The organism is Halorubrum pallidum, assembly GCF_055380345.1.
In genome coordinates, this window is record NZ_AP043944.1 from 91,416 (window position 1) to 104,169 (window position 12,754).

Genomic DNA, 12,754 nt, shown 5'->3' on the forward strand with positions numbered 1-12,754 from the left:
ATGCCGGATAAGACACAGAAACCGACGGCGGACAGTGGTGTATCTACTGAAAACGAGGTCACACAGCCGCTCGGACTACCGCGATGGGTCAGCGCGATACTTCCGATCGTATTGCTCGTGCTCGTCTTGGGTGTGTTCGCGTTTACGTCACCACTCGCCAGTATTCAGAGCGAGAGCGGTGAACCGCTTCCCGACGTGACGATCACACACACAACGCTTCCGAGCGACGGAACGGTCGTGTTACACGTAACGAACAACGGGCCCGATTCCGTGACGATAGCACAGGTCCTCGTCGATGAGGCCTACTGGAATTTTCAGGTCGAAGGAGCCGGTGGCGACCAAACGCTCGCCCCGATGGAAAGCGCACAGATCGTGATCCCGTATCACTGGAATCCGGGATGGGATCTCAACGTCGCCCTCGTACTCTCTGACGGGGCGACATTCGAGAATACGATCGTCGCTCCGAATCAGGCACCCGGATTTAGCCTCAGTCTGCTCTGGACGCTTGCAGTCATCGGGCTGTTCGTCGGCGTGATCCCGGTCGCATTAGGGATGCTCTGGTTCCCCTACATCAAGACGATGAGCGATCGGTGGCTGCACGCCGTGCTCTTGTTCGCGGCTGGCGTCCTCGGCTTCTTGGCGTTCGACGCCGGGTTCGAGGCGTTCGAACTTGCTCAACGGGTTCCGGGCGCGTACGAGGGCAACCTCTTGGTCGTCTTCGGGATCCTCGGCGCACTCACTCTCGTTCAGGCAATCAGCGCGTGGCGCAAGGGCCGTGTCGCCGCCGGTGACAGTCGGGCGAGTAGCGGTCTCTGGATCGCCTATCTGGTCGCGGTCGGGATCGGCCTGCACAACCTCGCGGAAGGGCTGGCGATCGGGAGTTCGTTCGCACTCGGGCGTGTGTCGCTCGGCGCGTTCCTCGTGATCGGGTTCATGCTCCACAACGTGACGGAAGGCCCGGCCGTCGTTGCACCGGTCGCCCGCGGAGAGCGCCCGTCGTTCAGGCACTTCGCCGCGCTCGGTGTCATCGCCGGTGCCCCCGTCATCCTCGGCGGGTGGATCGGTAGTCTCGCGTACTCACCGACGATCGGCGCCTTCTTCCTCGCGATCGGGGTTGGTGCAATCTTACAGGTCAACTGGGAGATCGCGGGAATGGTTCGGGATGCAGGCGGTCGCGTGGCCAGCGCCACGAACCTGCTCGCGTTCCTGCTCGGCCTCGGCGTGATGTACGTGACCGACCTCTTCGTGGCGCTCTGATAGGCACCACTCATCTCTGTTCCAATGACACTCAAATTCCACAATCGACGGACGGTGTTGCGACTCAGTACTGCCGCCTTGGCGACGCTCAGCACCGCCGGATGTTTGAACGGACAGTCACCGTCGACCCTGACCGTCACGATGCCCGACGATCACACGTTTGAGCCGAAGACTGCGACGATCGAAACCGGTGGGACAGTGATGTGGACGAACGAGAGCGACATCCAGCACACGGTCACAGCGTACGAAGGCGGGATTCCGGCCGAGGCCGTGTACTTCGCAAGTGGTGGCTTCGAGTCAGAGCGTGCTGCGAGGAACCGGGTTACTGAGGGACTCATCGCCCCGGGAGAGAACTACGAGCACACGTTCGATCAACCCGGAACGTACGGGTACTGTTGTATTCCGCATGAAAGTTCTGGAATGGTTGGGACAATTCGGGTAGAATAAATGGCAATAGCGGGCTCAGAACCATGTTAGTATTTCGATGACGAAATATTCCTATTCATGTCAACTAGAGTTTAGATTTTCAAATTCCAAGCGAAACCGAAACCATAGAAAAGAATCACTCTCTACCGCTGGCGTTACCCGGTGTTGTCTCACTACTGATCCTCACCGGTGAAGATCGAGACGGCCAGTCGTTAGAAACGGATGCCCAAATTAGTCTGAGGTATCTTCTGGCGATCCACTCCGTGGCACGGCTGCTCCTTCGTATTCCATTCGATCAGAACTGTTAGTAGGTGGTGACGCGCTCAAAACAGAGATGGTGCTGGTGTAGTTCTCGAATCATCTTCGTGTTCGATCGTGCTATGAAGTACCTGATACATAGAGGTAGTCAATCAAAATAGGTTCACTAACGAGGTGCGAATCCGGGAGAGAATTCCCTCAGACTGTTGTTGAACAGTATGCTGGTCTGAGGAAGTATTGGGTGTATCGGTGGTTTTGGGCACTGACGTCTCACTTTCCTCATCGGAGTGTTCTTCTCCATAGGCGTTACAGTAAATACACATAGTACAAAGAAGGTGTCCAATCATATAAATATATTTGGTGATAGTATAAAATACATCTGGACAGCTTGATCAAGTCGCGAGAGAACTATTACAATACCAAGAAGTACAACGAATCCCAAACTACCGTGTCTTGTTGGCGCGCTTCTCTGATAGGGTTTCGTTCGGAAGAATACCCGTCCTAAAATGTCGACAGCCGAGACATCGGAAACAACCTGTGATTGAGTTTGAGTAACAAACTGGAGAAGGAATTCAATACAACGAAAACGGTGATCACGTTCGTGGCCCTGCTCGCCATCATTATTGATGAGACGATTATGTATCCGATGACCACCAGTATAGTCATGATGGCGAGTGTCGGCCTCATCGTGTTCGGAGTCCTTACACCTCTTCTCGGGACCAAACACGGTGAGTATCGAGCAAACCGTACCTAGGTCTGCGTTTGAGATGGGGGAAACACAGAGTTCAACTTTGTATGTATATTAAACATTGGTAGTGAATGAGCGATTTATAGCAGCCGAGTTAATAAACTTGTAGCGGCTAGTGATGATCTCACCTGACGACGATTCCCACGACAGGAAGTGGTGAATCAATAGATCATACCCCTGAACACGAAGAGGGGTCTCACGAGCCTAGTCACAGGCATGACCACGACCATGCCGATCCGAGCACGCTCAACACGCAGAACGGGGCGTCAAAAACGGTTTCCCACCGCTCGAACATGGGGACGCTGACCCCGCGCGTCCTCGATCTCATCGAAGCCATCCGTCGGGAAGAGCCATCCAGCATCAACGAGACCGCACGGGTTGTCAACCGGGACGTGAAGAACGTCCACGAGGAACTCAGTCGGCTCGCCCAGTTGGGCATCATCTTCTTTGAAGAAGACGGCCAGAGTAAACGTCCGGTCGTCTGGTTTGACGAACTCGTCATCAACCTCCCGTTTGATCCGGAAGCCGGTGACACCGCAACCGTCGCACCGTAAGGCCCGGCGAGTTTATACCATATCGAAAGTTGCAATTTGAAATTCGAATAACCCTTATATCGGCTTCGTTGAAACATGCTGCGAGTAATACTGTTGACCCACTCGCGGCCATTACAGTCACGCTCTATATACGAAGGGAGGACACGAGTATATGTATCAGTGGCGGCGAAAGTCACCTACCAGAAGATGATGGCAGGCAGTCAGAATTCAAACAGACTAGATATGCGGCATACGGTATGGAAGACCGTATGCTACAGCAAGTGACGCGGATCTACGACAACCGATCACGGAACAAGACGAGCTACGAGAATTTCCGGGACGTATGTGCTCTGACAACGACGCCACCGATGCCAATTCGCTGGTCTACGTCGGCGTTTTCTGCGTGAGTATGACCTCGGTTTTGTTCATGCGCTACACCAGCGCAGAGAGCGGCGAAATGTTCGGATTCGTGGTTCCGTTCATCAGCGTGATCGTCTTCCTCTCGCTCAGCGAACAGGATCGGCGAATTGTCGAAGAGGACGAGTGAGATGCACGAACCGGCGGCTCAACTCTCTCGCTACCCGAGCAGGAACACGAGCAGCGCGACACCAGCCGCGAGCGTCAAGAAGAGGACGCTCCGACCGATGCCCGCCCGGATCTCGACGTCGGCGCCGAGCGCCGAGACGGCCGCTCGCGGGTGCGTCGCGGTCCGCTTGACGCCGGCGACCAGCCGCATCACGACGCGGTCGACGGCAGCCCACAGCTCCGTGACGCCCCAGACTGTTCCCCGGCTCAGGTAGAATGCGGCCGGGTACGTCACCGCGTCGACGTCGCGCATATGGTGGGCGAGCCAGCCGAGCGGGCGCTTCAGCGCGAAGAAGCCGACGAAGCCGGTCACGAGTAGCGCCGCGCTCTCCGTCAGGTGGCTCGCGCTGTACGGGTGCAGTTCCGGCGCGACCGCGGCAGTGAACGGCATCAGTTCGACGAGGTAACCGTAGGTGAGCGGCGTGCCGAAGAAGACACAGGCGCCGCCCGCCAGGAGCATCCCCGCCGTCTGGAACGGCGTCGCGTCTTTCGGCGATAGCGTCGCCGACCCGTGAAAGAACATATAGTAGCCGAGCTTGATGAACGACATGAACGTCCCCACGCCGCCGAGGATCAGCAGCCACCACAGCAGCCCTTGGCCGAACAGCAGCTCGAAGTTGTGGACCTCGTGGGCGGAGGAGATCACCATCCCCTTCGAAATGAACCCGTTGAACCCCGGAACGGCGGTAATCGAGGCCGCACCCACGAGGTAGACGAGAAAGGTGATCGGCATCTCCCGCCAGAGTCCGCCCATGTCCCTGATGTCCTCGACGCCGGTACGGTAGACGACGACACCGACTGCCATGAACAGGAGGCTCTTGTAGAGGACGTTGTTGAACAGGTGCGCGAACCCGCCGGTGACGGCGAACTCGCCGACAGCAGTCGCGAGCCCGAGTCCGGCGAGCATGTAGCCGACCTGCGCCTGGATGTGGTACGACAGCAGGCGACGCGGATCGTACTGCAGCAGCGCGAAGAACGCGCCGTAGACGGCCATGAACCCGCCGAGATACGCGAGCCACATCCCGCCCTCCGGGAACGCACGGTACATCACGTACACCGCGGTCTTCGTCGTGAACACCGAGAGGAACACCGACGCCGCGACGTGCGGGCGCGGGTAGGTGTCCGGCAGCCACGTGTGCAGGAAGATGAACCCGCAGTTGACGCCGATCCCGATCGCGGCGAGTAGCGTCGCGGAGGCGTGGATCCCGGTCGTCGACGAGAACAGGAATATCTCGCCGGCCGGCACGCTCCCGAGCATCGCCGCGCCGTGGACGACGACCGCGCCGAGGAAGAATGTCCCGCCGATGCCGTGGAACAGCGCGTAGCGGTAGCCGGCCCGCACCGCTTCCCCGCCGTACTGCCACACCAGCAGCGTCGAGGTGACGGCCATCAGCTCCCAGAAGAAGATCAGGGTGAGCCAGTCGCCGGCGTAGATCGTCCCGATCGTCGAGGCGACGTAGATGAGCGCGAACGCAGTCACCCACGTGGGCGCCTCGGTGCCGTACGCGTACAGCACCGCCGCGGTCGCGAGGAAGCCGACGACGACCCCCATCAAAAGCGAGAACTGATCGACGTTGAAGAAGACCACGTCGAAGCCGAGGAACTGTGTCGCGAGGTACGTCCCCGCGCCGCCGTCGCCGAGCAGGACGGCCTGCGCGAAGGTGAACGCCGTCGCCAGCGCGGCCACTGCGTGACCGGACCGGCGCGGGAGCGCGAGCACGGCGAGGGCGGCGAAGGCGAGCAGCACGTACGGAGGCACCGAGGTGAGAATCGGGTTCACGGCCGCATCATCCCCTCGGGGAGTCGCGTGTCGACGATGAGCTCGATCAGCTCCAGGAAGCCCATCTCGTAGGGTATCACGCCGAGCAGCACCGCGAGGCTCATCGCGGTGAGGATCGGCCCGAGTGTGAACCACGTGGACTCGCCCCCGCAGAGGGCGTCGAGCCCCGCGATGTGCTCCCAGTCGCTCGCGGGCGGCCCGCCCGCGTGGCCGTGGTTGTCGTGGTCTGCGTGATCGTCATGGCTCGTGTCGTGGGCATCATGCCCTGTCTCATCGCCTCCGTCATCGCCGTCGCCGCGCCCCACGCCAAACGGAACGTCGGCGTCGGAGGGGCGCTGGTCGACCGCGTAATCGCCGGTGTCGACGCGCTCTGCGGGCTCGGAGAAGTCCCGGTCGCTCGTGTCGAAGTCCGGGCATACCACGCCGTCTTCGTCGGTCGGGAGGTCGTCCATCTCCGCGTCGGGGATGTCCGAGTCGTCCGGGACATCGGCGTCGTCGCCCGTGGACTCCGCTCCCTCGGCATCGATTGCCGAGTCGCCCTCGGCACTCTCGACGACCTCGTCGACGTCGGGGTCGTCGTCGTTACAAGCGTCAACGTCGTCGTCGGCATCCTTCGGACGGCCCCCATCGGTCGCCGGCAGCGTCGACCGCGTCTCGCCGCCCATCCGGAAGTCGACGAGCGGCTTCGCGTCGTGGGCGTCCTCCGCCTCGAAGAAGGCCGTGTAGATCACCGGCCAGAAGTACGCGATGTTGAGCACGCCGGAGAGCAGCAGCGCGCCGACGAGGTAGTAGGCGACCGGGGTCAGCCGAGCGCCCATCCGAATCCCGCCGATCAGCATGTAGTACTTGCTGACGAACCCGGCCAGCAGCGGGATTCCGGCCATCCCGAGCGAGGCGACCGTAAAGGCCCCCATCGTCAGGGGCATCCGCTTGCCGATCCCCGCCATCTCGGAGATGTAATCGGTGTGCGTCGAGACGTGGAGGTTCCCGGCACAGAAGAACAGGGTGAGCTTCATGAACGCGTGCGCCGGGATGTGCAGCAGCGCGCCGACGAGCCCGTACCAGCCGTACAGGCCGAGTCCGAGGATGATGTAGCTCAGCTGGCTCACCGTCGAGTAGGCGAGCCGCTGTTTCAGGTGGTCCTTCCGCAGGGCGATGATCGAGGCCGCCGTCAGCGTGATCGCTCCGATGGTCGAGAGGACGAGTCCGGCCGAGAAGCCGAACGGGAGCGAGAGGTCGAAGACGAGTTCTGGGCCGAACACGTCGAGGACGACCCGCGAGACGCCGAACGCCCCGGACTTGACGACCGCGACCGCATGCAGCAGCCCGGAAACGGGCGTCGGTGCGACCATCGCCTCGGGGAGCCACTGGTGGAGCGGCATGATCCCGGCCTTCACGCCGAACCCGATCGCGAGCAGGAAGAAGGCGAGCATCGCGAGGCCGGGGTCGGCGTTCGCCAGTTCCTCGATGCCGCCGGCCGTGAACGAGACGTTGCCGGCGATGAGGTAGACGAGGGCGGTCCCGGCGAGGACGAGCACGCCGCCGCCGAACATCGTGTACGCGAGGTACTTCCGGCCGGCCGCGCGGGCCTCGTCGGTCTCGTCGTGGGCGACGAGCGGGTACGTCGCGATCGAGAGGAGCTCGTAGAAGACGAAGATCGTCACGAGGTTGCCCGCGAACGCGATCCCCATCGTCGCCGACAGCGACACCGCGAACGCGGCGAAGTACCGGGTCTGGTTCACCTCGTCGTTCCCGCGCATGTAGCCGATGCTGTAGAAGGAGGTGACGATCCACAGCCCGCTCGCGAGGAACGCGAATAGCATCCCGAGCGCGTCGGCGCGCAGGACGAACTCGATGCCGCCGGGCAGGAACGCGCCGAGCGACCACTCGAACACCGCGCCGTCGAGGACCGCCGGCAGCATCGAGGCGACGATCGCGAACTTCGTGACCGCCGCCGCGATCGTCCACCCCTCGCGGACGTTCGGGGAGCGGTGCGACGCGGCGATGAAGAACGCCGCGACGAACGAGACGAGGACGGCCAGTAGGGGGCGTAGATCGGTTATGGGTACGTCAGTCATGCGAACACCTCCATGAGGACCGGGTCGAACCACTTGAACAGCGCGTAGCCGCCGAAGCCGAGCGCGACCGCGACGAGGAACATCGCCAGTAACGCGGGCGGCACCCGATAGAGAACCAGCGAGGGACGCGGCGTGCCCTCACGGGCGCGACGGGGGACGTCGCCGTCGGCTTCACTTCCTTCGACGACAGCCTCCACGATGTGCACGACTGTCGCACGGAGGGTCGGCAACGGCTCGACGGGGACGACGATCGTCAATCGCGGATCCGAGCCGGCGTCACCGGTAGCGTTCGTGACGGGCTCGTCTGCGTCGTCGGTGTCAGTCACCCACACACCTCCGACGGGTTTAGGATCCACCGTCTCTGTGTACATGGGTATCCCTACTCGGATACTTTTCCTACCGTCCCTAAACGGTTTGTATCCCAGTCGATACGAACAGAACGACGAAAGCGCCGTCACTGATGTCGCAGCCGAGACAAGGATCCTACGCCTCCTCCACTCGCTCGAACGATACCACGAATCGGTCGGCAATCTGCCCGGCGGTGCAGTCCTTCGAGCCGGCCGCCTCCTCCGGAAGTATGCACTCATCTGCAAGCGAAGCTCGTGATCCTCGTCGTGACGCTTCTGATCTCGTACTGGTTGGCATACAAACGACGCCAATCGAGTCGCACCAATCGTCATATTGGCCGTAACTGAAGAGTGATTCATTACAATCGAACGACTGAACACCGATCTTCTGCTTAAATATCAAAGGTCACGCGGAGCATGTCCCGCGTGCCCGAACCGAGCCCCAAGGCCAACACGGTAATCAGAAGCATCAACGTGTTTCGAACCGCCTTCATTTCGATCGTCACCGGCAATCAGTTGATGGACTGGTTCTCGGAGGCGATCCTGTTTGTGTTCGGCGAAACCGACCCTCATCGGATGTCGTTTCTGATCTCCGACCGCATCATCAGCCAACTCGGGGCGGTCGTCGCGCTCATGGCGATCACCTACCTCGTCGTCCGCGAGCTCCCGGAACCGTTGACCATCCTAGAGGATATACTCTACTTGCTCACAGGTGAGGATCATGACCTCCAAGCCACTCTCGATCTCCCGCGTGAGCCCGCGGTCGAACAGCCAGAAGCGGCGACGAAAAGTGACTGAGATCCTCCCAATCACCCACGATCCGGGATGTATGATCGCATTGCTGCCACGACCTTATCGGTGACCACAGCCGTAATCGTTTCCTGCTTGCCAACGATGTGAAGACTATTTTCAGTATTGCCACCGTCTACGGGATTAATATTGGACGTTAGCCGGAGATCTGTGATCGGCACCATCGATCCTTAACCCTGCGCCAGTCTCCTAGTGCAACGTACATAGAATCTATCAAATCCCATATTTCTGGAGTTGCCACGGTTTTTTTACTTGTGTGACTCGATATCTAAACTCGTGGCGAATCCGATTGATCAACGAGTCGAGACGCTGTTGACCTCGTACACAGTTATTATTGTTGCCGCTCTTCTGATCGGTGCTGCGGTCGGTCCGACAGCCTCATTGGCGTTGTTTGAGGACGACGATCGTGGGACCGTCGCAGTGGTAACGATTGAAGGGCCGATCAGCGGCAATTCCGCGGACGATGTGACTCACGAACTACGTACAGTCCGGCAGAACAGCTCGATTGATCCAGTCGTGTTGCCCATCAACAGCGGCGGTGGGCCGTCGCGGCAAGCGAATCACAGTACCGGGCGGTCAAGCGACTTGCCCGCGTGAAGCCAGTCATTACCAGCGTCCGCAGCATCGCAGCCTCGGGAGGTTACTACACGGTGCTGCCGAGCGACGAGATCTACGTGACACCTGGAAGCCTCGTCGGGAGCGTCGGCGTACGCGCGCTAGTCCCCCAACCTGACGGAGTACCCTTGCCTATGGCGATCGGTCCTGATAAAGTCGGTGGCCTCACTAGTGACGACATCCGGGCCTAAGTAGAGACGCTCAAGCGCTCGTTCATCGATAGCGTGTACGCAGAGCGTGGCTCTCGGCTCTCACTGTCTCGAACTGATCTGAGCAACGCGAAGGTCTACTCTGGTGCTGCCGCCGTCGAGAACAGCTTGGCTGACGGGATCGGAGATAGGGAGACGGCTATAGCTGCCGCGGCAGAGGCGGCAGAGCTCGACGAATATTCGGTTGCTTACCGCTCGACGACGCCAAACCTGCGCTTCATCCCCCCAACTGGTGAATGTTAATAACCAATAAAGCTAATTACTCGTTCAGTAACGAATCTGGCTTGATTCTGGAGAGCCGCATCGCGTTGCCGGTGACACCAAGAGTCATACCAGCATCGCCGATAAGGACAGCTGCCCAGATCGGGACGAGTCCGAAGGGCACACCGAGTGCGAGGAGTCCTTTCGCACCCAGACTCGTCCAGATGTTCTGCCGGATGACGCTGTTCGCGTCGTGCGAGAGTTCGTAGAGGTACGGTAGCTTCGATAGGTCGTCGCTCATCAGTGCGATGTCTGCTGTTTCGAGAGCAGTATCCGTTCCAGCGGCACCCATCGCAATACCCACGGTCGCCGTCGCAAGCGCGGGTGCGTCGTTAACGCCGTCGCCGATCATAGCGACCCCGTCGTACTGTTCGTCGAGCTCTTTGATCGCCTCGACCTTCTCGTCGGGCAGGAGTTCTGCGCGGAACTCGTCGACGCCGACCTCCTCGGCAATCGCCCGGGCCGTACGTTCGTTGTCACCGGTAAGCATAACGATGTGCTCAACGCCGAGATCGTGGAGCCGCTGGATCGCTGCCTTCGCTCCGGGTCGAATCTCGTCGGCCACGGCGATCACGCCCTCAATCTCGTCCTCAGTCCCGACTAAGACGACAGTCTTCCCTTGTGATTGGAGTTCGGGGACCGTCCCCTCAAGAAGGTCGAGACAGTTGTTGCGCTCACACATCTGCTGACTCTTCGTCGTGACGACACCGCCGTCGGTCGTCGCGTGGACGTGTTCGAGATTGAACCCGAGTTCCTCGAAGAATCCCGGTTTCCCTGCGTAGTGTTTCTTGCCGTCGAGAGAGGCTTCGACGCCTTTCCCGGTGATACTATCGAAATCATCGACTGTCGGCGCTCCGATATCACTCTCCTCGGCGAATTCGATGATTGCATCGCCGATGGGGTGTTCCGACCGTGATTCCAGCCCGCGGGCACAGCGGAGAACATCGTCCTCACTGTTGTCGTTCAACGGGACGACGTCGGTGACGGTGAGTTCGCCTTTGGTGATCGTGCCGGTCTTGTCCATTGCAATGGCGTCCACCGCGCCCATCGCCTCGAGATGGTTGCCGCCCTTGATGAGGACACCATTCTTCGCGGCGCTGGTGATCCCCGACACCACCGAGACGGGTGTGGAAATAACGAACGCACAGGGACATGCAAGCACAAGCAGCGTGAGGCCGTAGACGATGAACGTCGGCCACGATGCCCCGAATAGGAGCGGCGGGACAACTGCAACCAGGACCGCAAAGCCGACGACGACGGGGGTGTAGTATGATGAGAACCGCTCGACGAACTGCTCGCGTTCGGTTTTGTTGGACTGTGCGTCTTCGACCATCTGGACGATGCGCGAGAGTGTGTTATCGCCCGCTTCGGAGGTGACCTCGATTTCGAGATAGCCCTGTTCGTTGATTGTGCCAGCGTACACCTCGTCACCCGGTGTCTTGTCCACTGGCACGCTCTCGCCTGTGATGGGGGCCTGGTTGACAGCACTCTCTCCGTCAAGAACCTCGCCGTCCATCGGGATTTTTTCACCCGGACGCACGACGACGACATCGCCGACAGCCACGTTATCGACAGGAACGGTTACCTCTTCGCCATCGCGTTTTACGGTCGCCTCGTCCGGCGATAGATCCATCAACTCTTGGAGTGAGTTCCGGGCGCGATCCATCGAATAGCGTTCAAGCAGCTCTGCAATACTGAACAGGAACGTGAGTGTGGCGGCCTCAAAGTAGAGCGCTTCCCCGAAGACGAGGCTGGCGATGATGGCGCCGCTGATGGCAATACTCATCAACAGGTCGATGTCGAGATTCCGGTTCAACGCAGAGTAGTAGCCGTTGCGGAAAATGATCTGGCCAGCGATCCCAACCGCGCCGAGGAACAGGATGTCGGCGACAAGTAACTCGCGCCCGACGAGCTCGGCCACAAGGACGTTCTGGCCCGTAAGGAAGAACTCAAAGAGGAGCCCAAGTGCGACGAGCCCCCCGCTAATCCACGTTTTTATCGCCCGCGAACTTGTCCAAACGTTCTCCCGTTCGTCAGTCGAACTCTCGGCAGTGTTTGCGTCGTTCGCAGTCGAGTCGGTCACTTCGTAGCCAGCACTCTCGATCGCATCAGTGATCTTCGATGGCGAAGTGGAGTCGTCATCGTAGGTCGTCACTACTTTCCCAGTAGTCGGTTGTGTCTCGTAACTCGAGAGCCCCGGGAGATCATCAAGGGCGTTCTCAATTTTTCCCGCACAGGATGGACAGTCCATTTCGGGGACAGTGAACGCCGCGGTTGTCTCGCCCTGGTACTCAACCGTATAGCCCGCTTTTTTGACGCGGTCGGCGATTTCGTCCGGAGATGTTTGGCTTCTCTCATAAGAAACAGAGAGTGTTCCAGTCGTCACCTGTGGGTCAACAGTGGTAATACCATCAAGTTTTCTGACACTATTTTTCACCTTCCCCGCACAAGATGGGCAATCCATCTCGGGCACCGAGAACTGGGCAACATCGTCCCGATTTGACGAGGTCGAGGATACGCTATCAGTGTCCTGTCCGTTAGTGTCATGGTCGTGTTCGTGGTCGTGACCACCTTCTTCTGGTGGTGATGTCATTATGTGAAACGAATGCTCTCAAACTTATTAACCTGGCTGCTATAATACCCCCCAATATTAACAATTCTTATTAAATTCTGTAGTGTAGAATAATAAAAGCGGATGATTTACAGCCAGCCAAGGGACGCACTCGGAGACTTGATTCGAACCTACTCATTGGTGCCTACACTAACAGTAGTCTATCTGATATATGCTCATCCACTATCGGTAGTTCCCATCGTTCCTAATTACGGACTCTGCTTCTGGGAGAAAAT

9 protein-coding genes and 2 pseudogenes are annotated in these 12,754 nt (G+C 59.4%); 7 read left to right on the forward strand and 4 right to left on the reverse strand.

Annotation, left to right across the window (positions count from 1 at the left end; translation table 11 throughout):
• The 5 genes and pseudogenes from ACZ45C_RS00465 (at position 1) to ACZ45C_RS00485 (ending at position 3,769) form a co-directional block, all read left to right on the forward strand.
• Entirely contained in the window at positions 1-1,257 is a 1,257-nt protein-coding gene (locus tag ACZ45C_RS00465) for a ZIP family metal transporter (RefSeq protein WP_058365970.1), read from the forward strand.
• A 141-nt stretch (positions 1,258-1,398) separates the two neighbouring features.
• Positions 1,399-1,704, forward strand: a complete 306-nt coding sequence (locus ACZ45C_RS00470; RefSeq protein ID WP_241659245.1) for a cupredoxin domain-containing protein — start codon at positions 1,399-1,401, stop codon at positions 1,702-1,704.
• Positions 1,705-2,542: 838 nt separating this feature from the next.
• On the forward strand, positions 2,543-2,695 hold the full coding sequence (locus ACZ45C_RS00475; RefSeq protein ID WP_424013257.1) for a DUF7333 family protein: 153 nt from the start codon (positions 2,543-2,545) through the stop codon (positions 2,693-2,695).
• A gap of 287 nt (positions 2,696-2,982) precedes the next feature.
• Positions 2,983-3,243 (forward strand): annotated as a pseudogene (locus ACZ45C_RS00480) (HVO_A0114 family putative DNA-binding protein); the annotation flags it as partial.
• Between the two features lie 322 nt (positions 3,244-3,565).
• A complete protein-coding gene (locus ACZ45C_RS00485; protein ID WP_058365968.1) occupies positions 3,566-3,769 on the forward strand; it encodes a hypothetical protein in 204 nt (67 codons plus the stop codon).
• 30 nt (positions 3,770-3,799) lie between these two features.
• On the opposite strand, the gene ACZ45C_RS00490 is transcribed toward ACZ45C_RS00485, so the two are convergent.
• From ACZ45C_RS00490 to ACZ45C_RS00500, 3 genes are read right to left on the reverse strand one after another with little or no spacing between them, the layout of a single operon-like run.
• Positions 3,800-5,587, reverse strand: coding sequence for a Na(+)/H(+) antiporter subunit D (locus ACZ45C_RS00490; RefSeq protein ID WP_058365967.1), 1,788 nt, complete (start codon positions 5,585-5,587; stop codon positions 3,800-3,802).
• Positions 5,584-7,665: a cation:proton antiporter gene (locus ACZ45C_RS00495; protein WP_144800181.1), complete on the reverse strand. Its 2,082-nt coding sequence runs from the start codon at positions 7,663-7,665 to the stop codon at positions 5,584-5,586. The genes ACZ45C_RS00490 and ACZ45C_RS00495 overlap by 4 nt, the downstream gene beginning before the upstream one ends.
• On the reverse strand, positions 7,662-7,991 hold the full coding sequence (locus ACZ45C_RS00500) for a hypothetical protein (protein WP_058365394.1): 330 nt from the start codon (positions 7,989-7,991) through the stop codon (positions 7,662-7,664). Before ACZ45C_RS00500 ends, ACZ45C_RS00495 begins: the two co-directional genes overlap by 4 nt.
• Before the next feature lie 495 nt (positions 7,992-8,486).
• Between ACZ45C_RS00500 and artA the strand changes: the two genes are divergently transcribed.
• On the forward strand, positions 8,487-8,810 hold the full coding sequence (gene artA, locus ACZ45C_RS00505) for an archaeosortase A (RefSeq protein ID WP_241659218.1): 324 nt from the start codon (positions 8,487-8,489) through the stop codon (positions 8,808-8,810).
• Positions 8,811-9,415: 605 nt separating this feature from the next.
• Positions 9,416-9,889 (forward strand): annotated as a pseudogene (locus ACZ45C_RS00510) (S49 family peptidase).
• A 16-nt stretch (positions 9,890-9,905) separates the two neighbouring features.
• On the opposite strand, the gene ACZ45C_RS00515 reads toward ACZ45C_RS00510, so the two are convergent.
• Entirely contained in the window at positions 9,906-12,500 is a 2,595-nt protein-coding gene (locus ACZ45C_RS00515; protein ID WP_058365396.1) for a heavy metal translocating P-type ATPase, read from the reverse strand.
• Positions 12,501-12,754 lie beyond the last annotated feature (254 nt).

What these genes read in the sequence shown, in the direction of transcription:
- ACZ45C_RS00470 (WP_241659245.1), top strand. Translation starts at nt 1,399, where the DNA reads ATGCCCGACGATCACACGTTTGAGCCGAAGACTGCGACGATCGAAACC.
- ACZ45C_RS00465 (WP_058365970.1), top strand. Translation starts at nt 1, where the DNA reads ATGCCGGATAAGACACAGAAACCGACGGCGGACAGTGGTGTATCTACT.
- ACZ45C_RS00485 (WP_058365968.1), top strand. Translation starts at nt 3,566, where the DNA reads ATGTGCTCTGACAACGACGCCACCGATGCCAATTCGCTGGTCTACGTC.
- ACZ45C_RS00495 (WP_144800181.1), bottom strand. Translation starts at nt 7,665, where the DNA reads ATGACTGACGTACCCATAACCGATCTACGCCCCCTACTGGCCGTCCTC.
- ACZ45C_RS00515 (WP_058365396.1), bottom strand. Translation starts at nt 12,500, where the DNA reads ATGACATCACCACCAGAAGAAGGTGGTCACGACCACGAACACGACCAT.